Source organism: Maritimibacter sp. DP1N21-5 (assembly GCF_019218295.1).
GTDB lineage: Bacteria > Pseudomonadota > Alphaproteobacteria > Rhodobacterales > Rhodobacteraceae > Maritimibacter.
Genome location: NZ_JAHUZF010000006.1, coordinates 1,364,563 through 1,387,883 on the forward strand (window position 1 = coordinate 1,364,563; position 23,321 = coordinate 1,387,883).

24 protein-coding genes are annotated in these 23,321 nt (G+C 66.1%); 6 read left to right on the forward strand and 18 right to left on the reverse strand.

Features of this window, described 5'->3' with window-relative positions; genetic code table 11:
* Nucleotides 1-6: 6 nt before the first annotated feature.
* The 12 genes from KJP29_RS14365 to KJP29_RS14420 form a co-directional block, all read right to left on the reverse strand.
* Nucleotides 7-666: a phage tail tape measure protein gene (locus tag KJP29_RS14365; RefSeq protein ID WP_218464219.1), complete on the reverse strand. Its 660-nt coding sequence runs from the start codon at nucleotides 664-666 to the stop codon at nucleotides 7-9.
* Nucleotides 666-875 carry a rcc01693 family protein gene (locus tag KJP29_RS14370; protein ID WP_218464220.1) on the reverse strand — a complete coding sequence of 70 codons (210 nt, stop codon included), beginning with the start codon at nucleotides 873-875 and terminating at the stop codon, nucleotides 666-668. The genes KJP29_RS14365 and KJP29_RS14370 overlap by 1 nt, the downstream gene beginning before the upstream one ends.
* Nucleotides 872-1,189: a gene transfer agent family protein gene (locus tag KJP29_RS14375; RefSeq protein WP_218464221.1), complete on the reverse strand. Its 318-nt coding sequence runs from the start codon at nucleotides 1,187-1,189 to the stop codon at nucleotides 872-874. Before KJP29_RS14375 ends, KJP29_RS14370 begins: the two co-directional genes overlap by 4 nt.
* A gap of 2 nt (nucleotides 1,190-1,191) precedes the next feature.
* Nucleotides 1,192-1,605 carry a phage major tail protein, TP901-1 family gene (locus KJP29_RS14380; protein ID WP_218464222.1) on the reverse strand — a complete coding sequence of 138 codons (414 nt, stop codon included), beginning with the start codon at nucleotides 1,603-1,605 and terminating at the stop codon, nucleotides 1,192-1,194.
* Between the two features lie 5 nt (nucleotides 1,606-1,610).
* Entirely contained in the window at nucleotides 1,611-2,033 is a 423-nt protein-coding gene (locus tag KJP29_RS14385) for a DUF3168 domain-containing protein (protein WP_218464223.1), read from the reverse strand.
* Nucleotides 2,030-2,380, reverse strand: coding sequence for a head-tail adaptor protein (locus KJP29_RS14390; RefSeq protein ID WP_218464224.1), 351 nt, complete (start codon nucleotides 2,378-2,380; stop codon nucleotides 2,030-2,032). Before KJP29_RS14390 ends, KJP29_RS14385 begins: the two co-directional genes overlap by 4 nt.
* Nucleotides 2,377-2,976 (reverse strand): head-tail connector protein, encoded by a 600-nt coding sequence (locus KJP29_RS14395; protein WP_218464225.1) that lies wholly within the window; start codon nucleotides 2,974-2,976, stop codon nucleotides 2,377-2,379. Before KJP29_RS14395 ends, KJP29_RS14390 begins: the two co-directional genes overlap by 4 nt.
* A gap of 160 nt (nucleotides 2,977-3,136) precedes the next feature.
* Entirely contained in the window at nucleotides 3,137-4,336 is a 1,200-nt protein-coding gene (locus KJP29_RS14400) for a phage major capsid protein (RefSeq protein ID WP_218464226.1), read from the reverse strand.
* Nucleotides 4,336-4,956 (reverse strand): HK97 family phage prohead protease, encoded by a 621-nt coding sequence (locus tag KJP29_RS14405; protein WP_218464227.1) that lies wholly within the window; start codon nucleotides 4,954-4,956, stop codon nucleotides 4,336-4,338. Before KJP29_RS14405 ends, KJP29_RS14400 begins: the two co-directional genes overlap by 1 nt.
* Complete coding sequence (locus KJP29_RS14410; protein WP_218464228.1) at nucleotides 4,949-6,151, reverse strand: phage portal protein; 1,203 nt, start codon at nucleotides 6,149-6,151, stop codon at nucleotides 4,949-4,951. Before KJP29_RS14410 ends, KJP29_RS14405 begins: the two co-directional genes overlap by 8 nt.
* A 232-nt stretch (nucleotides 6,152-6,383) precedes the next feature.
* A complete protein-coding gene (locus KJP29_RS14415; protein WP_218464964.1) occupies nucleotides 6,384-7,682 on the reverse strand; it encodes a DNA-packaging protein in 1,299 nt (432 codons plus the stop codon).
* Complete coding sequence (locus KJP29_RS14420; protein WP_218464229.1) at nucleotides 7,657-8,022, reverse strand: hypothetical protein; 366 nt, start codon at nucleotides 8,020-8,022, stop codon at nucleotides 7,657-7,659. Before KJP29_RS14420 ends, KJP29_RS14415 begins: the two co-directional genes overlap by 26 nt.
* A 340-nt stretch (nucleotides 8,023-8,362) precedes the next feature.
* Here KJP29_RS14420 and pilP point away from each other — a divergent pair, with 340 nt between their 5' ends.
* The 3 genes from pilP (at nucleotide 8,363) to KJP29_RS14435 (ending at nucleotide 14,720) form a co-directional block, all read left to right on the forward strand.
* Entirely contained in the window at nucleotides 8,363-11,479 is a 3,117-nt protein-coding gene (pilP, locus tag KJP29_RS14425) for a type IV pilus biogenesis protein PilP (RefSeq protein ID WP_218464230.1), read from the forward strand.
* A 93-nt stretch (nucleotides 11,480-11,572) separates the two neighbouring features.
* On the forward strand, nucleotides 11,573-12,793 hold the full coding sequence (locus KJP29_RS14430) for a PAS domain-containing protein (RefSeq protein ID WP_218464231.1): 1,221 nt from the start codon (nucleotides 11,573-11,575) through the stop codon (nucleotides 12,791-12,793).
* A gap of 73 nt (nucleotides 12,794-12,866) precedes the next feature.
* Entirely contained in the window at nucleotides 12,867-14,720 is a 1,854-nt protein-coding gene (locus KJP29_RS14435; RefSeq protein ID WP_218464232.1) for a monovalent cation:proton antiporter-2 (CPA2) family protein, read from the forward strand.
* A gap of 9 nt (nucleotides 14,721-14,729) precedes the next feature.
* Here the strand turns inward: KJP29_RS14435 and cobT are convergent, their stop codons facing one another.
* Entirely contained in the window at nucleotides 14,730-15,734 is a 1,005-nt protein-coding gene (gene cobT / locus KJP29_RS14440) for a nicotinate-nucleotide--dimethylbenzimidazole phosphoribosyltransferase (protein WP_218464233.1), read from the reverse strand.
* A gap of 71 nt (nucleotides 15,735-15,805) precedes the next feature.
* Between cobT and cobS the strand changes: the two genes are divergently transcribed.
* Nucleotides 15,806-16,561, forward strand: a complete 756-nt coding sequence (gene cobS / locus KJP29_RS14445) for an adenosylcobinamide-GDP ribazoletransferase (RefSeq protein ID WP_218464234.1) — start codon at nucleotides 15,806-15,808, stop codon at nucleotides 16,559-16,561.
* An 87-nt stretch (nucleotides 16,562-16,648) separates the two neighbouring features.
* On the opposite strand, the gene KJP29_RS14450 is transcribed toward cobS, so the two are convergent.
* The 5 genes from KJP29_RS14450 to KJP29_RS14470 all read right to left on the reverse strand — a co-directional run bounded on the left by KJP29_RS14450 (nucleotide 16,649) and on the right by KJP29_RS14470 (nucleotide 21,681).
* Nucleotides 16,649-17,158 carry a CarD family transcriptional regulator gene (locus tag KJP29_RS14450; protein ID WP_218464235.1) on the reverse strand — a complete coding sequence of 170 codons (510 nt, stop codon included), beginning with the start codon at nucleotides 17,156-17,158 and terminating at the stop codon, nucleotides 16,649-16,651.
* Between the two features lie 318 nt (nucleotides 17,159-17,476).
* Nucleotides 17,477-17,809 carry a ferredoxin FdxA gene (fdxA, locus tag KJP29_RS14455; RefSeq protein ID WP_218464236.1) on the reverse strand — a complete coding sequence of 111 codons (333 nt, stop codon included), beginning with the start codon at nucleotides 17,807-17,809 and terminating at the stop codon, nucleotides 17,477-17,479.
* A gap of 56 nt (nucleotides 17,810-17,865) precedes the next feature.
* Nucleotides 17,866-18,243: an RNA-binding S4 domain-containing protein gene (locus KJP29_RS14460; protein WP_218464237.1), complete on the reverse strand. Its 378-nt coding sequence runs from the start codon at nucleotides 18,241-18,243 to the stop codon at nucleotides 17,866-17,868.
* A gap of 6 nt (nucleotides 18,244-18,249) precedes the next feature.
* Nucleotides 18,250-21,093, reverse strand: coding sequence for a helicase-related protein (locus KJP29_RS14465; protein WP_218464238.1), 2,844 nt, complete (start codon nucleotides 21,091-21,093; stop codon nucleotides 18,250-18,252).
* Nucleotides 21,094-21,111: 18 nt separating this feature from the next.
* The gene (locus tag KJP29_RS14470; RefSeq protein WP_370630877.1) at nucleotides 21,112-21,681 is read right to left on the reverse strand and encodes a tetratricopeptide repeat protein; all 570 of its coding nucleotides are present in this window, start codon (nucleotides 21,679-21,681) and stop codon (nucleotides 21,112-21,114) included.
* 296 nt (nucleotides 21,682-21,977) lie between these two features.
* Here KJP29_RS14470 and KJP29_RS14475 point away from each other — a divergent pair, with 296 nt between their 5' ends.
* Together KJP29_RS14475 and KJP29_RS14480 are read left to right on the forward strand one after the other, a co-directional pair.
* The gene (locus KJP29_RS14475; protein WP_218464239.1) at nucleotides 21,978-22,268 is read left to right on the forward strand and encodes an SCP2 sterol-binding domain-containing protein; all 291 of its coding nucleotides are present in this window, start codon (nucleotides 21,978-21,980) and stop codon (nucleotides 22,266-22,268) included.
* A gap of 5 nt (nucleotides 22,269-22,273) precedes the next feature.
* Complete coding sequence (locus KJP29_RS14480) at nucleotides 22,274-23,215, forward strand: alpha/beta fold hydrolase (protein ID WP_218464240.1); 942 nt, start codon at nucleotides 22,274-22,276, stop codon at nucleotides 23,213-23,215.
* The last annotated feature ends 106 nt before the right edge of the window (nucleotides 23,216-23,321 follow it).

Consider the following 23,321-nt stretch of genomic DNA (forward strand, 5'->3'; position numbering starts at 1 on the left):
CTCTCCTCAGGAATAGCGCCGACCGCGCCCGAGCACCCGATTCACCTGCGCGGCGATCTGGCCCTGCGACCGGCGGAAGCTCTCGGCGTCCGGCGTCTGGATGTTCATGACGACATTGACCGTGCGCCCGCCCGAGGCCTGCACCCCGAGCCGCCCATCGGCCCCGCGCGCAAGCGGCATGATCGCCTCCGGCCCAGCCTCGCCCATCAGCCCCAGGCCGCCTCGCATCGGGAAGGTGACCGGGCCATTTACGACGCCGCCATTTGCGAAAGGCATCACCCGGCCCTGGGAAAACGCGCCGCCCTTTGCGAAGGGGACGAAGGCGTTCATCACGGAACCCAGCCCCTGGCCAAGGATACCGCCCAAGCCCGAGGTCAGCGGGCTCACCGCCGCGTCGTAGACCGTGTCGAGCATCGACTGACCGAGGCTCTTCAGCGCATCCTGCACGTTCATCGAGCCATACACGAGCCCGTCGAGCGACTTGCGCAGACCGCTCGTCATACCCGAGGACAGGGTTGACACGTCGTCGTTGATGTCCACAAAGACCGCACCCACCCGCTCCAGCTCCATCTTGAACCCGGCGGCGAGCGCCGTGGCCCCCTGAAGCGATCCCTCGAGTGCTGCGACCTGATCGTCGAAGTCCTCGATCCCCTGTATCTCCGCCATCAAACGTCTCCTTGATTGTCGTCACGCGCGCGATCAGGAAAGGCCCGCGCCAGATCCTCGAGCCGCGCCCGATTAAGCGGCCCTTGCCCACCCTCGCGCCCCAAAAGCAGCGTGAGTTCGGCCGGCGTCAGCGCCCAGAATTCATGGGGGCGCAGACCAAGCCCCCGAATCCCCAGCCGCATGAGGCCGGTCCAGTCGAACCGGCTCACTCACCGCTCTCCGGCAGAGAAAAGGCCCGCACGATCAGCTGCCCGGCCGCCTTGGCCGCCTGCATCGGTCCGCCCTCGATCTCGGCTTTGCCCAGATCCACGGGGGCGCTGCCTCCGCCGCGCAGCCCCGCAACCAGCACGGCGGCCACGTCACGCGCCGCAAACCGCCCGCTCTCGAACCGCTCGACCAGCGCGACAAGGCTGTCAGTGCCCAGCGCCGCCTCAAGCTCGACCAACGCGCCGAGCGTGAGTTTCAGCACCCGTGCCTCGCCGTCGATCACGAGCGCCACTTCCCCCGTCCACGGATTACCCATGCTCAGAGCGCCGTGAACGAAAGCTGCCCAGCAGAGGCGAGCGACATCTCGTAAGACGCCTCGCCGTTGTAGGTGCCCGCGTATTCGATCGCGGTGATCATGAAGGCGCCTTCGATTACGCCGAAATCCGGCACGATGACCTGAAAGTCCGGCACTTCGCCGTCGAAGAAGATCTGACGCGCACGCTCGTCCGTGGCCTCGTCCTTGAAGATGCCCGAGCCCGAGATAGAGGCGCTCTTCACACCCGCGCCGCCCAGCAACTCGCGCCAGCCCCCGGCGCTGTCCAGAGAAGTAACGTCCACCGTCTCGGCGTTGAAGCTGATCCGCGAGGCGCGCAGCCCGGCGAGCGTGGAAAAATTGCCCGTGTTGTCCATATCGAGCTTGATGAGAAGGTCCTTGCCGTTTTGTGCGGTCATGGCGGTCACTCCGTTGGTTGGCTGTCCTGAACCCGCGCGCGGAACTTCAGGTCGATGCGCCGCATGTCGGCGTCCTGCACCCGGCGAGCCCGGGCGCGATGAAAGGTGAGCGAGATCAGATGACCCCGCGCGAGGATGAGAGGCGCATGTTCGAGCGCGTCGGACACGGCCACGGCGACTTCCTTGGCGGTCGCGAAACCAGAGGCATCGCTCACGACGCTGATCGTCACCTCGTGCAGTGCGCCCTGGCCCGTTGCATCCCCCGCCTCGCGCACGTCCTCCGACCCGAGCGCCACATAGGTGCCCGTGGTGACACCAGGCGGCACCGCGTCGAAGATCGCCGCGCCGACAAGCACGGTGAGCGTCGCATTGGCCGTGAGCCGTTGATAGATAGCCTGTTGCAGGGCGAGAGCGGTGCCATAGCTCATGACGACACCTCTTCGCGGGCGAAACAGGTCAGATACCCGGCCGACGGATCGGCATCGGCCACCGCGACGATCACGAAGACCCGCGTGCCGCTGCGAAGGCGTTGGTCCGGGCGCGGCCTGCGGGACGATCCCATCGGCGCGGCGCGCAGGGTGATCCGCCACGGGATCGAAGAAAGCGTCATCGCCTCCACTGCCCGTTCGCGCCCTGTGCCAGCCTTGATCTCGGCCCAGAGCGTGCCGACCACGCTCCATCCGGTGGTGTAACCACCGGCACCATCCGGGCTCAGGTGGCGCTTTTCAAGCACCAGCTTGCGCTTCAGAACCGGGCGTTTCGCAACTGCGCTCATGACCAGCGCCCCCGAAACAGCCGGAAGTCCCGGTAACGGTGGATCAAAGCCTCCACCACACGCGGCAAGGTCTCGCCTTGAACCGACTGCCCGTGCCGGTCCTCATAATACTGGCCCGCGAGATAGAGCACCGCCTGCCGGATGTCGGCGGGCAGATCCTGCCAGGTCGCGCCCATCCCCGCGCTGAAGGTCACGAGCGCCTGCCCTCCGACCGGGATGGCGGGCAGAACATAGCCCGCCGCCACGATACGCGAGCGATGCAGGTCGGTCTCAAGCCGGAAGCGTGTCACGTCGATAACCTCGTCCACCCCCTGGGCATCCTCGATCTCGAGTGCGTGGACCCCGGTCACCGGCGCAATGGGCAGGATCTGCTGCCCCAGATCGCGCCAGGCCGCGACGCTCCATTCGAAGGTCCGTTCAAAAAGCGCCTTGCCGGTCCGGCCCTCGATCGCGGCCAGCGCCGCCCGGAGCTGCTGAACAAGCAGCCCGTCTTGCAGATCGTCCTCGTCGAAGCCCGTTCCGAGCCGCAGGTGATCCTTGAATTCCGCGACAGGTAGCGCGCCGTCCGGCACCTCTGTCAGCTCGACTAACATCATGGGTCTACTCCGAAATTCCGGCCCCTACTCCGTTTGAAGGACCGCGCGCCTCCCGTAGTGACCTGCTGGAGGGGAAGCAGGAGACCATGGTGGGAAGTGGGTGAGGCGCGCGTTCCACAGGCATCCGCCCCGATGCGGGACGGATGCTTGTCTCTGCGACTTACGAGGCCGCGAATTTCAGCAGCTTGATCGCCGCGAAATCGCTCACGTCGCCGCCGACGCGCTTGGTCGCGTAGAACAGCACGTGCGGCTTGGCCGAGAAGGGATCGCGCAGAATGCGCACGTCCGGACGTTCCGCGATCGTGTAGCCCGCCGCAAAATCGCCGAAGGCGATGGCCATCGCGTCGGGTGCGATGTCCGGCATGTCTTCGGCCACCACCACCGGGTAACCGGCGAGCCGCGCCGGCTGCTCAGCGGCGAGTCCGTCCGTCCAGAGGAACCGGCCATCGCCATCCTTGAGCTTGCGCAGCGCCCCTGCGGTCTTGGAGTTCATCACGAAGGCCGCATTTGCGCGGTATTCCGCGTCGAGGCTGTAGACGAGATCGAAGATGACGTCTGCACCATCGGTGTTCGCGAAATCACCGGCCGCCCCCGTGGAAACGTAACCGATGTTGCCCCAGGTCCAGCTCGCGTTGGCGACCGAGGGATGCGTCAGGAACCCGGTCGGCTTGTCGACCCCGTCCCCGTCGACGAAGGCCGCCGCCTCGGCGCGTGCGAAGCGGTCTGCGATCCGCCCGGCAAGCCAGGCCTCAAGATCGAAGGCCGCGTCGTCCAGCAAACGCTGGCTCACCTTGGGCAGCGCCGAAAGCTCGTGCAGCGGGATCGAGATCCGCTCGATCCCCGGGGCGCCCGTTTCGGCGGCACTGGCGGTTTCGGTCGCCCAGCCATGGCCAAGGTCGGCATGGTCGATCAGCACGTCATAGGAGGTCGCCTCCACCTTCACCACATTGGCGACAGCCCTGAGCGACGAGGTCGAGCGCAGCACGCTCTGGATCGTGGCTGCGGTCTGCGGATCCACCAGGTAGCCACCATCGCCCGCCACGGCGGTGGACATCGCCTTGCCCTCGGGCACGATGCCCCGCAGCCCGTCATCGTCACCGGACCGCAGATAGGCATCGAAGGCCTTCTGGTGCGGTGCGTCGAGGTCGGCCTCTCGGGCCAGATGCGGGCGTGCGGGGGAGAAGGATTTACGATCCAGCATGGTCAGTCGCTCTTCTGTTTGTTGAAGTCTGCTGTGAAGGCCGTCATTCAACGACCTGATTTCGCTCACGAACCTTGTCAGGGCGGCCTTCACCTCCCCGGCCGGACCCGCCGTGTCGGCAGGCTCCGCCAGGTCGCGAGATTTGGTCTCTTTCGTCATCACTTGATCCTGTTGCGAGAGAGGGTCGGATCGCCGTCCGGGCGCACCCCGGCCAGCATCAGGCGCGCGTCGTCGATGACCCGCGCGAGAGAGCGCCAATCGTGGCCCTCGAGCATGTCGCCCTTGGCCCCGATCCGCGCACTGGGCAGCATCGGAAAGGTCACGAGCGACACCTCCCAAAGCTCCAGTTCCTTGAGGAGCCGCTGGCCCCGGTCGTTCCTGACAGCACGCAGGGTGCGGTAGCCGATCGACAGCCCGTCCAAGGCGCCCGCCTCGATCAGACGGGCCGCCTCGCGCCCGCGCTCGATCTCCGTCAGGATGCGTCCCTTGACGAAAAGCCCGCGGTGATCCTCGCGCACCTCGTCCCAGACCCCGAGGGGCTGGGCCGGATCGTGCTGCCAGAGCATCCTGATCTGACCGCCCGAAGCCGCGACATGGGCGAGCGAGGCCGCATAGGCCCCCTTCTCCACAATGTCGCCGCCACGGTCGGGCTCACCGAAGAAGCTGGCGTAGCCCTCTATGGCAAGCCCGCCCTCGACCGCCCTTGTCGCACCCAGCGCCACGAACTTGTGCTCAAGCCCCGGCTCTCTGCCGCGGTTGTGCCCACGGTCATCACTCATCTTGGCCCCCTTCGTTTGCTCGCACGGACAGGGGCGGCAGCCCGAGAAGCGCGCGCTTTTCTTCCTGAGTCAGGAAGTCCGCCGCCGCGATCCGGGCCCATTGCTGGTCACGCTCGGCGGCCAGCGCGGGCACCTGGTCGAGGTCGGGCTTCAGCACAACCGTGTCTTCCACGAAGGCCGACAACCAATGCGCCAGAGCCGCCGCCACCTTGCTCGCCAGCGGCAGGACCGTGAGCCGATAGAACGCCCGGTTCGCCTCCTGGTAATTCGCGTAGGTGGCATCGCCCGGGATGCCGAGCATCATGGGCGGCACACCGAACGCCGTCGCGATCTCCCGCGCCGCGGCTTCCTTGGTTTTCTGGAACTCCATGTCCGAGGGCGAGAAGCCCATCGGTTTCCAGTCGAGCCCGCCTTCCAGCAACATCGGCCGCCCGGCATTGCGTGCACCGACATGATGCGCCTCCAGCTCGCCCACGAGGCGGTCGTATTGGTCGGGCGACAATGTGCCCTGCCCCTCGCCGCCCTTGTAGACGATCGCCCCCGACGGACGCGCCGCGTTGTCGAGCAGCGCCTTGGACCAGGCCGAAGCCGAGTTGTGGACATCGAGCGCCTGGGCCGCCGACTGCATCGGGGAAAGCCCATAGTGGTCGTCCTGCGGATGGAAACTGCGGATATGGCAGACGGGCGATGGCCCCTCGCCCACATGGAACCTGTGCCGCCGCGCACCGACGGTGTAGTCGTAGGCCACCGGCCAGCCATCCGGACCCGGCACGATCGCCATGCGGTCCGACCGGAGCACGTGAAGCTCCACCGGCGCGCCAGATGCACCGACCACCGCCTCCACATACCCGTCGCCTGACAAAAGGATCTGCCCGTAGAGCGCTTCGAACAACTCGGCGCGCCCCTGCATCGGGTTCGGCCGCGTGATCAGGTCCATGACCGGATGCGTCTCATACCGCGCCGTCGCATCCTGAAGCACCAGCGGCAGCGCCGCAGCGGCCTCCGCGACCAGCTTCACCGCCCGAAAGCCGACCGGATTGGCGACAAACCCGTTGCGGGTCAGGTTCACCGTATCGCGCGGCCCCCAGACCACGCGGCCCGACCCGGACCAGGCGATGACCGGCCCTGCGGCCGAAGCTTTCACCTCGCCCACCGGGGACGCATCCGCCCTTTTCAGGAAATCAAACATCGCCATCCGCGCGCACTCCTTCGACTGTCGCTTTCCTCGCCCTGCGCCGAACGTTCGGGCAGAACTTCCCCGCTCCCGAAACGGCCAGCCGTCGGGGGAAGGAACAAATGTCTCACCGGATCAGAGGTTTACGCCTCGCCCGTTTCAGGCCCGACCCTCGGTTCGCCTCGAGCGCCCCGGCCAATCTTTTGACCTGTGTCCTTGATCAGCACCCTGACGGTCAGGGTTAAAAATTCCTTTAACCGGCCGTACGCACCCTGGGGTTCATAGGGCGTCGGGCGGGCTCGATCATGAGTTCGGTCAGGGCCCAGACCAGCGCATCGACCCGGTCCGGGCTGCCCTTGCCCTGATACCCTCGGGTGGTCATCAGGCTCATCTGCCGCTCGAGCGCCCCCAGATGGCGCAGATGCGCGACTCGTCCCTGCTCATAAAGCGCGGCCACCGGCCCGGCCCGGCTGACCTTGGAGACAGAGGCGTGCACCCTCTTGTAAGGCACGAATTGCGCGAACTGCCGTACCGTCGCCTCGACAAGGTCGCCCCCCTGATTGACCTCGGCCACCATGAGATCCGCGTCATGGCGCGCCATCGCCTCCACCGCCGCCTTCGCCCAAACATGGGGTTTGGCAGCACTCACGCTTTCGTCCGCGATCACCACCGCCCGCCAATCGCCCAGCGGTCCCTCGGTATTGGCCCCCACGACGACGATACCGCAGTCGTCCGAGCCCGCATGTCCGGTCACCGGCGGGTCGACCGCCACGACCACCCGTCCCAGCGGGGGCCGCGCGTCGAGCCGCCCCCGGTCGATCGCCGCCATGTCCCAGAGCGCCTGCTCCGCGCCATCGACCATCTCGCCTTCAATTTCCTGCCGCCCAAGCGACGATCCGCCGTAGCGCCCCTCCACGTAAGCCAGAAAACTCTCCGCCAGATTGGCTTGGTTGTCGCGTGTCGTGGCATGGGTCACGACCGTCCCCGCCTCCTCAAGCAGATCGCGCAGGATCGGTTGGTTGCGCGGCGTGGTCGTGACCACTTGCCTGGGATGCGCCCCGATCCGAAGTGCGAACTGAAGCATGTCCCAGGTGTCCTCGATCCGGCTCCACTTGCCCAGCTCGTCCGCCCAGGCCGCATCGAACTGCGGCCCCCGCAGATTCTCCGGCTCCGAAGCCGAAAACGCCTGCGCCGTCGCCCCGTTGGGCCAGACGAGCCTGCGTTTGGTGGCCTCCCAGACCGGGTGACGATCCGGCGGCGAACAGGCAAGGATGCCGCTCTCTCCGAAGACCATGACATCACGCACCTGATCGAAGGTCTCGCCCACCAACGCGAGACGGCCCGAGCGGCCCCGTGCCAAAGGCGTCGGCCCCTCGACCTCATGCCTGACCCATTCGGCCCCGGCGCGGGTCTTGCCCGCGCCGCGACCACCCAAAATGACCCAAGTGCGCCAGTCTCCCTCGGGAACCCTTTGGTGCGGCAAGGCCCAGAGATCGAAGACATAGGGCAGGAACCGGAGTTCCGGCTCAGTCAGGCTCTCCAGAAACGCCATCCTCTGCGCCGCGGACGCCGAGGCGAGCAAGGCGCTCGGCAAGCTGTCGTCGGATCGCGTCGGCATCGAAAGTCTCCTCGCTGGCCCCGGCCGCGCCTGTCTTTGCAGCGGCCGCATCCATCCGTGCCTTCTCTTCCGCGACCATCTGATAGGTCTTTCGAAGCTCCGACGCGGTGGTGCGCAAAGACTTGCCCGTCTCGTCATCGCCGGTCCTCAAGTCGGCGAGCGCGTCGTTAATACCCCGCAAGATGTGAAAGAACTGCGTGACCGTGACCACGTGGAAATCCACGTCAGTCGGGACGATGGGGGTTTCCGCCCCGTCCTGTCTGTCCTTGACCATGATGCTCACTCCTCTTTCCAAACGGTCCCGACAAGGGCCGCCGGACACAGCTTCCAGGCCGAAATCCGACAATAGGCCAAACCCGCCGTGCGCCCGACTAAGGGTCGCTAACCCCGGTCCCGCCCACCGCAAGATCCGCTCGACGGCAGGGTCGGCCCTCCGCGCCCGATGGCGCGCCACGCCTCGGCGAAAAGCCGCGACCCGGAGTAAAACTCTGCCCCTTTCGCCGCAAAGCCGCGCCGTTTCCCTTTCCTTGGCCCCGCTCCTGCGATAGTTTCCCAAAAACTTCCGGGACTTGTCCCGGAATTCGACGTGGAAATGTTTCGGACAAACAACACTCATGAAGCCGAATTGCGCGCTTGATCTCACTCATGACGGCATCCGTCTTCTGGTTCGGGACTCCTCGGGCTGGAAGGCTCTGGGAGAGGTCGCGCTCGATGATCCCGAGATGACCAACCATCTGGCCGACCTGCGCCGCAAGGCCGAAGGCATCGTCGGCACGATTTCCTCCAAGCTGATCATCCCGAATTCGCAGATCCTCTACACCACCCTCGACGCCTCCGGCGAAGACGACGCCACGCGCGAGGTCCAGATTCGCGCAGGCCTCGAAGGGCTCACCCCCTACGACGTGCGCGACCTCGTGTTCGACTGGCGCATCGACGGCCAGACGGCCCGCGTCGCCGTCCTCGCCCGCGAGACGATGGACGAAGCCGAGAGCTTCGCCGACCAGTTCGGCTTCAACCCGGTCAGCTTCGTCGCCCGGCCCGAAGGCGGAACCTTTTCCGGTGAACCTTTCTTCGGCGCGTCCAAGGTGGCCTCACGGATCCTGTCCGGCGCCCGCGTCCAACCCGACGCCGCCCCCGTGCCCCGAAACCCGCGCGCCTATGACGACGGCACCGCGAAACCTTCGTCGACCAAGCGGGACAGCAGCGCCGGCCTCGATCCGTTCCCTCCGACCTCTCCTCCGCCCGAGGCTCCGGCCACCAAGCCCGAGCCGCCGACCGTCGAACCCGAACTCACTGCGCCCGAAGAGCCCGAAGTCGTTACGGAACCCGCTCCGACCGGCCCTGCGATCCGCGCGGGAATCGCCGACGCGGGACTGCCACCGGAAGACGACGTGAAGGATGAGACCACGTCCGAACGGCCCGTCCGCGAAGATCGTCTGACATGGCATCGCCCGGATCCTGTCGTGTCGTCTCCCGCAACGACCCCGGAGGAGCCGACCGCCGAGGTGGAGGCCGACTCCGACGACGTCTCAATTTCGGACTCTCCCTCTGAAAACACGGATGCGGAATCCACCGCTGCCGAAACGCGCCCGGCACGACGGTCGCCCTCGGCGCGTCGCGGCCCGCCCCCGGTCAGCGGTCCGAAGCCGTCGCTCGCCCCCTTCCCGCCAACCGATGACGACCGCCCTTCCCCAAGCCCGATCCTGCGCACGCCCTCCCGCGCGCCCGCGACTCCGACTGCCCCGGCAGCCCCGACACCTCCCCGCTCCTCTGCGGTCGTCGACCAGGACAAGACCCCCGCCGCCGAAGGTGACGTCTCGCAACCAGCGTCCGGCGCGAAACCTGCGCCGTCGTTTTCCTCGCGCCGCATCGCGAGTGCGACCGAAGGAGATGCGACGCCGGAGGCAGACACTGCCAGCATCACTTCCGACGCCGCCCCTGCCGCAGACGCAACGCCGGCACAAGACAAGCCCAAGCCCGCGCCGAAAGTCGCCATCGACGACACGGATTTGCCCGCGCCCCGGCTTTCCGGCGACGCCGAGAAACGCCGTCTCGCCATGGCCCGTGCCCTTGGCCATACACTTGACGAGGCGCCCGAGCCCGAAAAACGCGGTTGGTTCAACCGCAAGCCCAAGGCCCCCGCCGCACCCGCACCCAGGTCGTCCGAGCCGGCGGAAGCCAGGAACGATACGCCCCAGAAGCGGGCCCTACCCGGCGTGATCGCACCCTTGCCCGAGGATTTTGCCAAGAAGCCCGAGCCCAAACCCGAGCCTGCGCCGAAACCCGCGCGCCAGTCGCGAAAGTCCCGCAAGGCCGACCCCCAGACCGCAGCTCGCAGCAAGGAAGCCGAGGCGATGACGGTTTTCGGTGCCCGCCGGGATGCCGGGTCGCGCGGCCGCCCACGCTACATGGGCCTCATCCTCACGCTGATCCTCATCCTTCTGATGGCCATCGCGGCGATCTGGTCGACGCTGGCCACGGACGACGAGGTTGCGCTCTTCAATCCCGAGCCGACCGAGGCACCCTCCGAAAACACCGAGGTCGCCAACGCCGATGCGGTGACCGACCAGCCGTCTCCCGACGCGCCCTCCGCGCCGCCCTCTGACACCGGCGCCGTGCTCTCCCCCGAGGCAGCCGAGGCCCGCTATGCCGCCACCGGCGTCTGGCAGCGCGCGCCCGAGCCGCTGGCCGATCCCACCACCAGCAGCGCCGACGATGTCTATGTCGCCTCGATCGACCCCGCGATTTCCGGCTCTGATGCCCTGTCCCTGCCGCAGGCCGGGGCCGGAGCCGATGCACCGCCCGTCACCCCGAGCCCGCCGCCGCCGCCGGGAACGTCCTTCGACATCGGTGACGACGGTCTCGTCGTGCCGACGCCCGAGGGCTCTGTCACCCCGACAGGCGCCCTGGTCGTTCAGGGTCGCCCCCCGGTCGTGCCCCCGGCCCGGCCTGCGGATCTTGTGACCGAGCTGCCCGAGGACGACGCCGCCCTCGCCCCGGAAGATGCAGCTCTGCCAGCCCCGACGGACATCCGCCCCCGGACCCGGCCCGAGAACCTGACCGAGCTTGCCGAACGGGCCCAGCTTGGCGGTCAGACACTCGCCGAACTGTCCCAGTCGCGCCCCCGCCCGCGCCCGGATGACCTCGACACGACTTTGCCCGAAACCGAACTGGCCGCGTCCGAGACCGATCCTGAGACCGCCGCAGAAATCGCAGCCGCGATCCAGCTCGCCTCGTCCGACGAAGAAGCGGCGCCCGCGCCCGAAATCACCGACGCGACCGAGCTCGCCGTGGCACGTTCGATCCGCCCCGGTGAACGGCCGGGGAATTTCACCCAAGTGGTCGCCCGCGCGCAGGAAGCCCAGACCGAAGCCCCCCCCGACACCCGACAGGCCGCCGTCGAAAACGCTCCCGTGGGCCGCGACGACGCCGACGACGGCGAACCCGAGGTGATTGCAGCGGCGGCACCGTCGGGCATCCCCTCGTCGGCTTCCGTGGCCAGCACCGCCACGATGAAGAACGCGCTCAACCTGCGCCAGGTGAACGTGATCGGGATCTACGGCTCCAACTCCGCGCGCCGGGCGCTGGTGCGCATGTCCAATGGCCGCTACGTGAAAGTCGCAGTCGGCGACCGTCTCGACGGCGGACGCGTCACCTCGATTTCCGCCTCGCGCGTGATATATCAGAAAGGCAACCGGCAATACGCCCTCGACGTCCTGCCGCTGGGCTGATCGCTCCATCCCTGCGAGACGGACGACGCCGTTAACCGACCGGAAAAGAACCTCTGATATCCGGGTCGCATGCCACAGCGACCGGAGCCCGCCTTGACCCTCATCGACAACCGGAACACCTTCCGTCCCGCGAGCGGCGAAGCCCCTTTCAGGCCGGACGAAGTGTTCTTCTCCCGAACCGACAACCGCGGCGTGATCCGGTCGGGCAACTATATCTTCCATCGGGTCGCGGCCTATGAATGGCCCGAGATGATCGGCGCGCCCCACCGCATCATCCGCCACCCCGACATGCCGCGCGGCGTCTTCTGGCTCCTGTGGGACACGATCAAGTCCGGGCGCCCGATGGGAGCCTACGTCAAGAACCGGGCACGGGACGGTCTTCACTACTGGGTCTACGCCGTCGTGATGCCGCAGGGTGATGGATACCTGTCCGTCCGCATCAAGCCGACGAGCCCCCTTCTCAAGGTGATCGAAGCCGAATACGACGCCCTGCGTCATCGCGAAGAAAAAGAGGGGCTCTCACCGGCCGCAGCGGCGCAAGTGTTCCTCGATCGGCTCGCCACCCTCGGCTACCCCTCCTATCTCGACTTTTCGGCGCGTGCCCTGTCGACCGAGCTGTCCGCCCGCGACACCGTGATCGACGCCCGCGCCGACACGCGATGCCAGTCTCTCTTGGCCACACTCGAACACGCCGTCGCGCTCAAGTCCGAAACGGAAGGGCTGATCGCCGACTTCCGCGCCATGCGCACGGTGCCCCATAACCTCCAGGTTATCGCCTCCCGGCTGGAGCCGACCGGGGGTCCGATCTCGACGCTGTCCAAGAACTATGCCGTCATGTCGCGCGACATGTTCGACTGGTTCGAAACCAACGTCGTCGGCGAAAAAAGCAACTTCGCGCGGATCAAGGACCGCGTCCTGTCCGCTGTCCTGATCCATTGCATGGGCCGTATCCTCGCCGCCTGCGACCAGCAGCTCTCGGCCGAACGGCGCGATCTTGGCGGCATCGACATCGAAGAGGAGCGGCAGATCCTTCACGCGAGTGTGCAGCGCTATGCCGCGGAAGCGACCGAGGCCGTGACCGAAGTGAAAGAGGAAGCGGCGCGGATCCTGTCGGCCTGCACAATCATGGACCGCCATATCCTCGCCCTGTCCACGACCCGCGTCATGTGCAAGATCGAAAGCTCGCGATTGCCTACGTCGGGCGAGAGTCTCACCGACATCATCCAGCAACTGAAGGTCTTTCAGGAACGCATTCGTGCACGACTCGATCAATTCGTGCACCTCGGCGGACGGATTCGCGACCGCCTCGGCTGATTTCCCCGTTACCGTCCCCGCCGAGCCATCCCATCGCGTTGCCTTTCCGGCCGCTGGTTGCAATATCGGAGTAATGGAAAGCTTTCTGCTCAACGCCACGATCTATCTCGGGGCCGCCGTCATCGCGGTCCCCATTGCCGCACGCCTGGGCCTCGGGTCCGTGCTGGGCTATCTGGTGGCCGGGCTCCTGATCGGTCCGATCACCGGAATCGATGGAGGCGAGACTGAAGGGCTCATGCATTTCGCCGAGTTCGGCGTCGTCATGATGCTCTTTCTCATCGGCCTCGAACTCGATCCCGGCGCGCTCTGGGACATGCGGCACAGGCTGATGGGACTGGGGGGCGCGCAGGTCGTGCTCACCACGGCGCTGGTCACCGTGGTGACCATGTTTCTCGGCGCATCATGGCAGGTCTCGCTGACCGTAGGCCTGATGCTGTCTCTCTCCTCCACCGCCATCGTGCTCCAGACGCTGTCGGAAAAGCGGCTGATGCAGACAGCGGGCGGGCGCAGTTCCTTCTCCGTCCTCCTGACCCAGGACATCGCCGTCATCCCCATGCTTGCCCTGATGCCGCTCCTAGCGACCCAGACCGTGCATCACGCGGGCGACGACCACGCGACCGTCTCGCTCGTCGAAGGCCTTCCCGGCTGGGGCGTGACCATGGTCACTCTCGGGGCCGTGGCCGCGATCATCCTTGGCGGGCGCTACCTGGCGCGTCCGCTTTTCCGTTTCATCAACTCCGCGCAGCTGCGCGAGATGTTCACCGCCGTCGCCCTGCTTATCGTCGTCGGAATCGCGACGCTCATGAACATGGTGGGTCTCTCTCCCGCACTCGGCGCATTCCTTGCCGGCGTCATGCTGGCGAACTCGGAATTCCGGCACGAGCTTGAAACCGACATCGAGCCTTTCAAGGGCTTGCTCCTCGGGCTCTTCTTCATCACCGTTGGTGCCGGTATGGATGTGGCGGGGTTCCTCGACGACCCGTTCCGGCTCTTCTTCCTCGCCATCGCTCTCATGGTGGCCAAGGCGGTCGTACTCGCCCCTCTGGGCTACCTTTCGGGGCTCCGGCGCCGTGATCTCTGGCTCTTCACTCTGGGTCTCGCCCAGGCGGGTGAATTCGGCTTCCTGCTCGTGACCTTCACCCTGTCTCAGGGCGTGATCACCAATGCCATCGCGCAGGATCTCTTGACCGTGGTCGCGCTTTCCATGCTGCTCACCCCGCTCGCGTTCATCGCCTACGATCTCCTCGCGCGGCGTGCGGGCGAGCATGCGCACCATCAGGAAGAGGACGAAATCGACGAACAGAAGGGCGTCATCATCGTGGGCATCGGCCGCTTCGGCCAGATCGTGAACCGCCTCGTGCGCTCGACCGGTTTTGAAACGACCGTGCTCGACAGCGACCTCTCGACGATCCAGATGATGCGCAAATTCGGGATCAAGGCCTATTTCGGCGACCCCACCCGTCCCGACCTTCTCCAGACCGCCGGGATCGCCAGCGCCAAGGTGCTGGTCGTCGCGGTCGACGATCCCGACAGTTGCACGAAGATCGTGGCCCATGCCCGCGCGGTGCGCCCGGACCTCCACATCATCGCCCGCGCGCGCGACCGCACACATGTGTTCCAGCTCTACCGCGCCGGCGCCGACGACATCGTGCGAGAGATGTTCGACTCGTCCCTGCGGGCGGGGCGCTATGTGCTCGAGAACATTGGCCTGAGCGAGTTCGAGGCGCATGAGGCCGAGCGCATGTTCTTTAATCACGACCGCCACATGATCCGCGAGCTTGCGAATTTCTGGGATCCGAATGTCCCGGTGGAAGACAACGAAGCCTACCGCAACCGGGCCATCGAACTGGACCGCGACATCGAAAGCGCGATGGTGTCCTCGCTCATGGAACTCGATGCCCGACGCAAGGAAGACGACGCCGCCTGAGGGCAGGTGTCAGCCGTCGGAGACGCCCGCCTCGGCAAAGGTCGCCATGCCCGAATGGGTCGCGAGCGCCCCCTTGAGGACCCCGATCGCGAGCGCAGCACCGGACCCTTCGCCCAGCCGCATCCCGAGCGACAGGAGCGGCGCCTTCCCGAGCTTTTCCAGCAGAATACCATGCGCCGCCTCTGCCGAGACATGCCCCGCCACGCAATGATCGAGCGTCCCGGCCTTCGTCTCTTCCAGCACCGCCGCCGCCGCCGAGCAGATATAGCCGTCGAGAATCACCGGGATCCGCAGGTCCCGCGCCCGGGCGATGGCGCCGGCCATGCCGGCAACCTCGCGCCCGCCCAGGCATTGCAGAACCGCCAGCGCATCGCGCGGCGCGTTCACGGCAACCCCTTCGCGCACCACCCGCGCCTTGTTGGCAAGCCCTGCATCGTCCACGCCGGTGCCACGCCCGACCCAATCCTCCGCCGCGCCACCGAAGAGTGCGTGAGACATCGCCGCCGCCGATGTCGTGTTGCCGATGCCCATTTCGCCCGTCACCAGAAGATCGGCCTCCGGATCGACCGAATCCCAACCAGCGTGAAGCGCGGCCACGACCTCGTCCTCGGTCATCGCCGGGCCCTTGGTGAAGTCCGCCGTCGGTTCATCGAGATCGAGCGCCACCACGTCCATCGAGGCGCCGAAGGCCCCGGCAAGTTGGTTGATCGCAGCCCCGCCATGCTCGAAATTCGCGACCATCTGCACGGTCACCTCTGCCGGAAAGGCGGAAACCCCCTGTTCGCAGACCCCGTGATTACCCGCGAAGATCACGACCTGCGGCCGTTCGATCATCGGACGCCCATCTCCGCGCCAGCCGGCATACCAGATTGCCAGCTCTTCGAGCCGCCCCAGCGCCCCCGGCGGCTTGGTCAACTGCCCATTCCGCTCGGTCGCGCCGTTCTTCGCGGCCTCGTCCACCCCAGGTAGATCGTCAAGAAGGCTGCGGAACTGGTCGAGCGTGGTAAAGCGCATGGGTCTCTCCTGTTGAATGCCTGCGCCCGAGGTCTTACCGAGACGCAAGGCACCTTAACAAGGCGAAACCCATGTCCCGTTCCAAAGGCGAAGTTCTGACTCGTCCCGGCGACCTTCTGACCGCGCTCGCCCTGCTGACCCGCCTGCCGATCCGCGCCGATTTCACGCGCGGCGCACGGGCCGCCTGGGCCTATCCGCTCGCGGGCCTCGCCCCTACCCTGATCGGCGCCGCCGTCGTCGCCCTGGCTGGCCTCCTGGGCCTCGCCGCCGGGGCCGCGGCAGGGCTCGGCCTCGTCGCTTTCGTCCTGAGCACAGGGGCGCTTCACGAAGACGGGCTCGCCGACTGTGCGGATGGCTTCTGGGGTGGGCACGACCGCGCCCGGCGTCTCGCGATCATGAAAGACAGCCGAATCGGCAGCTACGGCACCATCGCGCTCGTGCTCTCGCTCCTTCTGCGCTGGTATCTCCTGACCGGCATCGTGGCGCAGGGCGACTGGCTGGCCCCGATCCTGGCTACGGCCGTTCTGTCCCGGGCTCCCATGGTGGTGCTCATGGCTGCACTGCCCAATGCGCGCGGCTCGGGACTATCGGCCAGCACCGGTGTGCCGCCCCGCGAGACAGCCATCCTCGCGGTGGTTCTTGCCGTCCTCGCCGCGCTGGTCCTGACAGGAGCCGCCGCGCTCGCGCCGATCTTCTGGACCACGCTCGCCGCCGTGGCCGTCGCAGCTATCGCTCGCGCCAAGATCGGGGGGCAGACCGGCGACGTCCTGGGGGCGACGCAGCAGCTTTGTGAAATCGCCGCCCTCGCCGCCTTCTCTGCGCTTTAGACAAAGGAAAACCGCCGCCCCGTGGAAGGAGCGGCGGCTTGTGCACCTTGCCTGTTATTGATGCCCCGCGTGCGCGAGGCTTCGCGTTCAGGCTGCGCGCGAAGTCAGAACGTCGTCCACTTTCTGGGCCGCCGCGCGTTCGTCACCACCGGAGACGGCGGCCACTTCGCGGGTCAGCCGTTCCAGGGCTGCTTCATAGAGCTGGCGCTCGGAATAGGATTGCTCGCGCTGGTCGTCATTGCGATGCAGGTCGCGCACGACTTCCGCGATCGAGATCAGGTCACCCGAGTTGATCTTCTGTTCATACTCCTGGGCCCGGCGCGACCACATGGCGCGTTTCACGCGGGCCTTGCCCTTGAGCGTATCCATCGCCTTGGACACCACATCCGGCGAGGACAGGCTGCGCATGCCCACCTCGGTCGCCTTGTCTGTCGGCACCCGCAACGTCATCTTGTCCTTCTCGAAAGAGATGACGAAGAGCTCCAGCGTCAGCCCGGCGATTTCCTGCTCCTCGATGGATACGATCTGGCCCACGCCATGCGCAGGATAAACGACGTATTCATTGGGACGGAATTCAAGCGTCTTGGCTTTGCTCATTTGGCGTTCTTCCTTTCAGAACCCGACTGGCCCGGGGACGGTCTCGCGGAGAGAAACAGAAGACGACGCGATTGGGACTAATCCCAAGCGACACCACGTCCATGTCCGACGAAATTGCTCGCGCTAATGTATTCCCCAGCCGCGCAAGTCAGGCCTCTTGTTTCACAGCGAAGTTATATATAGCGCAGAATCAGGCGATTTCAAAGCTCTGGCTTCAAAACGCGGAAAAAAACCGGCAAAAAGCGCCGGTTTCCGCCGATCTGACCCGAGCTTGGGTCAATCTGCCCGCCTTCGTCAACCCGCTACGCGCAATTCGCCTCAGCCGCCGGGCTTCTCCGAGAAGTACTTCTCAAGCTTGCCCTCTTCCCCGTTGCGCGCGTCGGCGTCCGGGAGCGGGTCTTTCTTCTCGATGATGACCGGCCAGATTTCCGCATACTTACGGTTGAACTCGACCCATTTCTCCGCGTCCGGCTCGGTATCCGGACGGATCGCATCAGCCGGGCACTCGGGTTCGCAGACGCCGCAATCAATGCATTCGTCGGGATGGATGACCAGCGTGTTCTCGCCCTCGTAGAAGCAGTCCACCGGGCAGACTTCCACGCAGTCGGTGAATTTGCAGGCGATACATTTGTCGTTGACGATATAGGTCATCGGACACCCCGGGGCTCAGTCGAATTTCTCGCGTCTGCCTATCGCCCCCCGCCGGATCAATCAAGCCGGGTCGGATCATAAAGACGCGCGTTGCGACGATCTTTCCCGGTCGGGCGACCCTTTCCTTCAAAGGCCGGTGCTTTCGGAACATCCGCCTTCTCGGGGCTCATGTCTTGGTAAAGCGCCTGCGCTTCCGGTGCCGGTCCCCGACGTTCGGACAGGGCGAGAACCCGGACCACCCGGATGCGCGACCCTTGGGGAAACGTCAGCACGTCCCCCGCCCCGATGGCCGTGGCGGGCTTGTCCACCTTGCCGGAGTTGACCCGCAGATGCCCGCCCGCGATCACCTTGGTGGCGAGCCCCCGGGTCTTGAAGAACCGCGCGTGCCAAAGCCATTTGTCGGCCCGCATCGTCGCGCGCGGTTCAGTCGTCATGCCGTGTCACTTCTTGTCCCGAAGGCCCATGAGCGCCTGGGCGAAGGGGTTGTCCGGGTCGATGGCCTTTTCCTTCTTTGGCGGTCGCGCCGAGAAGGTCTTGGCCCCCTGGTCCTTGCCGCCCCCGGGGCCGCCCTTGCCTTTGGGGCCACCCTTGCGCGGGCCTTTGTTCTGGCCGCCATGACCCGGCTTGCCGCCTTCGCGACGCGGACCGCCGCCCTGACGCTGGCCACGACCTGCATTGCCCCGGTTCAGCCCGCCCCAAGTGAAGGTATAGAAGACCTCCGCCTCCGGCTCCGACGCCGCCTCTGGCGTCGCCTCGACTTCGGAGGCGCCTTCGGCACCCGGCTCGATTACGGGTTCGGGATCCGCCTCTGGCACGGCCTCGACCTCGGAGGTGCCTTCGACCGGGGTCTCGGCATCGGGCGTCTCGGGCGTCTCAGCAACGGGCGTCTCAGCGACCTGCGTGTCCGCCACGGGCTTCTCCTTCGCCCGCTCGCCGCGTTCGGCCTTGTAGCCAAGCCCCTGCATCAGGTCCGCGAACTGTTCGAGCGTCATGCCCGTGATCGACAGCATGTCAGGGTTCGCCTCGAACCCGGCCCGGCTGTCCTTGGCCCGCAGCTGATCGGCGAGCCGTTCCAGCATGTCGATCCGAATCGCCCGTGCCCCGGCCTTGCGGTAACCAGACAGGGTATAGACTTCGTCGTCGATCCCCTCGATCACCGGGATCGTCACCAGCCCCGCCGGCGGCGCCTCGGGAAACTCGTCGAGCCCGTTGAAGAGGCTCCAGAGTACAAGCCGCAGCCGCGTCGGCGCGGGCTTCAGCATCAGGGGCAGGAAAATCGTGAACTGTCCGAAACGCACGCCATGCTTGCGCAGCATCCCGCGCGCATCCTGATCAAGGTCCTTGACCTCGCCCGCCACGGCGCCCCGCGGCACCACGCCCAGCGCTTCGACCAGACGGAAGGCGAAACCGCGCGGCAGACCGGTAAGCGCCTCGTCCTTCTGCATGGCGAGCATCGGCTCGAACAGCGCGGCCACCTTGCGGTCAATGAAATGCTGCAAGCGGCGCGTGACCTTGTCCGTCACATCCGTGCCCGCCTCGTCATCGACAAAGGCCTGCACGCGCGGGCGCAGAACGTCGTCGCCCTTGACGAGCTTGCCGACCGCATGTTCGCCCCACATGAGACCGCCCTGCTCGGTGAAATCCAGCTCGGTGTCCGGCGCATTGTAGAACCGATCCGCCCGCAGGTGGAACTCGGGCGCCAGCGCCTGAACGCTCGCCTGCCGCATCGCCTTCGCCTCTTCGGGCGAGGACGCGGCGTCCTGTTTGAACCGGAACCCTTCGAGCCGACCGACGAATTGATCCTCGACGGTCACCTCACCCTTTTCGTTCACCTGAGCCACCAAGCTCTCCTTCTGTTTCAACCGCCGCAAGAGCACGGACGTGCGCCGGTCGACAAATCTTTGCGTCAGCGCCGCGTGAAGTGCGTCTGACAGGCGGTCTTCTACCGCACGGGTTTCCCCGCGCCAATGGGCATCGTCCGCCAGCCAGCCCTTTCTTTGCGCGACATAGGTCCATGTCCGTATATAGGCCAGACGTTTCGACAATGTGTCGATGTCGCCATCGACGCGGTCGATCCGTTTCACCTGCCGGGCGAACCAGTCCTCTCGCACCTTTCCATGTTCGTGCAGGTCCGTGAAGAGCCCGGAGAGGAGACTGGCGTGTTCCTGCTGCGAAATGCCGCGAAAATCGGGCACCCGGCACACATCCCAGAGCAATTTGACGCTTTTCCCGTCACTCGCACGGGCCCGGATCACGGGGTCTGTCGCCAGATCCTTGAGCGCGAGCTGATCGTCCGCCTCCCGTGCACGGGTCAGCCATTCGTCGCTGATCACCTCCTCGAGCGAGGCGATGAGCGCATCGACGCTGCCGAAGGTGAGGTCCGAGTTGCGCCAGTTGAGCTTCTTGAGCGGCGTGAAACTGTGAGAGGTGATCGCCTCCACGACCTCCGGCTCGAGCTCCTGCGCCTCGCCCGTCACGCCGAAAGACCCGTCCTGCATGTAACGCCCGGCCCGCCCTGCGATCTGGCCCAGTTCGTTGGGTGCAAGCCTGCGCATCCGTCGCCCGTCGAACTTGGTCAGCGCCGAGAAGGCCACATGCGTCACATCGAGATTGAGTCCCATCCCGATCGCATCGGTCGCGACAAGATAATCGACGTCGCCGTTCTGATAGAGCTCCACCTGCGCATTGCGCGTCCGGGGCGACAGCGCCCCCATGACCACGGCGACGCCGCCCTTCTGCCGGCGCATGAGCTCGGCAATCGCATAAAGGTTGTCGACCGAGAACCCCACGATGGCCGACCGACCCGGCATCCGGCTAATCTTCTTCGATCCCGCGTAAGTCAACGTCGAAAACCGCTCGCGCCGCAGGAACTGCACCTTGGGCACCAGCGCCGCAATGGCCCCGCGCATGGTGTCCGAGCCCATGAAGAGCGTCTCGTGAAGCCCCCGCATGTGCAGAAGCCGGTCGGTGAACACATGCCCCCGCTCCGGGTCAGCGCACAACTGGATCTCGTCGATGGCGACGAAATCCGCGCCGATCCCTTCGGGCATCGCCTCGACCGTGGCGACCCAGTATTGCGCCCGCTCCGGCACGATCCGCTCTTCGCCCGTGACAAGCGCCACGACGTTGGGCCCGCGCAAGCTCACGATCCGGTCATAGACCTCGCGGGCAAGCAGACGCAGCGGAAGCCCGATCACCCCCGTGCGGTGGGCAAGCATCCGTTCAATGGCATAGTGAGTCTTGCCCGTATTCGTCGGGCCGAGAACGGCCGTAATCCCCGGCATAAGGCCCCCTTTGGCCCCTTAGATCGCGCTGCCTTCAAGCTCGCGCTCGAGACGTTCCACCGCCTCTCTTAAGTTGGGACGCTGGGGATGTATAGCAAGAGCGGCGCGGTAGGCTTCGAGCGCGGCGTCCTGGTCACCGATCTTTTCGAGGATCAGCGCAAGTCCGGACAGGGCCCCGAAATGACGCGGCTCAAGTTCGAGCGTGCGCGCGATGTCGGCAATCGAGGGACCGACGAGCCCCGCCGCGTAATAGGCCGTCGCCCGCGCGTTCCAGCCTTCGGCGAACTCCGGCGCGTTCTCGACGAGCGCGGTCAGGTGCTCGATGGCCACGTCGGTGTTCTCCGTGCCCATGGCCGCGCGCCCGCGATTGAGCAGAAGGTCCATCGTGGGCGACCCGGACCGGGACCATTCCGTCCAGATCTTGTCCTCGATCTGCTCCCAGGATGTAGCGTCCGCCGCCTTGAGGGCCTCGAACAACTCATCGAGCCGCGCCTCATCCGCCTGTGACTGCCGGGGAAGCACAAGGGTCAGGGCCAGAAGCATAAGACAAAGGTAAAGCCAGCGCATGGTCTCAGGATAGCGCCTCATGGCGCGCCGGGAAATCACCTTCTTGGGATCGCCACACTATCGCGAATTTATCAACCTTAACAAAGCGTTGATCCCGCGAACCCATTCCCCGCGGGGAAGATTCGGCCGCCGGCGGGCACCGCACAAGGCCACGAGAGACCATGGTGAAACCCTTTCCACCCATTTCCGCCATTCCCACACGTCACACCCCGCTTTCCCCGGTTCCCCCGCTCCGGCAAAATCGCTAGCTTGACGGCAACGTAAACGGGCATGGGCCCGCACGTCAGACCGAACATATAGGAAAGAGAGACAGACATATGAGCGCAGTGATCGACGCGGCCGTTGCCGCCCTGAACGCCAAACTCGAAGGCGAAGGTTTCGACGGCTCCGCGAAATTCGTGATCGAGGGCGAAGGCGCCGTCATCGTGGACGGCACCGGCGCTCATGCGGGCGAGGAAGACACCGATGTCACCCTCACCGCTTCGCAGGATACCTTCGAGGCGATGATGGCGGGCGACCTGAACCCCACCGCTGCCTTCATGTCGGGCAAGCTCACGATCGACGGCGACATGGGCGCCGCCATGAAGCTGGGCGCCGTCCTGGCCTGACACCCATGAAAGCCGCCCCCCTCTACGACGACATCGCCCGTGGTCCCGCGGGGGGCAAGGCCTGGTGGCTCGACTGCCCCGACGGGCTCAGGATCCGTCTGGGCCATTGGCCCGCGAGCACGGAGGGGCGCAAAGGCACCGTGCTGCTGTTTCCCGGCCGCACCGAATACATCGAGAAATATGGACCTGCCGCCGTGGCCTTCACCGGCGCAGGCTTCGACATGATCTCGGTCGACTGGCGCGGACAGGGGATCGCCGACCGCGCCGCAGCGGAACGGCTCCTGGGGCACGTCGGCCATTTTGACGAATATCAGATCGACGTGGACCGGGTCATGGCCGCCGTGGAGGACCTGGGCCTGCCCAAGCCCTACTACCTCATCGGCCACTCCATGGGCGGCGCCATCGGGTTGCGGGCGCTTCACCGCAACCTCCCGGTGAACGCCGCCGTCTTTTCCGCCCCCATGTGGGGCATCGGCCTCTCAACCTTCCTGCGCCCGGTCGCCTGGAGCCTGTCGTGGCTGTCGCATTCCATCGGTCGCGGCCTCTCCCAAGCCCCCTCGACGGCGCGCGAAAGCTATGTCCAGATCGCGCCTTTCGAGGACAACCAGCTGACCAAGGACCGCGAGATGTGGGACTTCATGGTCGGCCAACTCGCCGCGCACCCTGATCTCGCCCTTGGCGGACCCTCGGTGACCTGGCTCTACACGGCGCTCCGCGAATGCGCCTCGCTCGGTCGCATGCCGGCCCCGGCCACCCCGACGCTCACCTTCCTCGGTGCCGACGAACGCATCGTCGCCACCGAACCCGTCCATGCCCTCATGGGCCGCTGGCAGAACGGTCAACTCATCATCGTCCCGAATGCCGAGCACGAGATCATGATGGAAGTCCCCGCCACCCGCGAAGACTTCTACGCGCGCAGCATCGCGCATTTCGAAACGCACGCCTGAACCATCGACGTAAACGACGCGTGTATTACTCTAAGGCGGCCCTCTTCTCTGGTCCTTAAATATCCCGGGGGTGTGGGGGCAGAGCCCCCACTCGGTCGACGCGGAC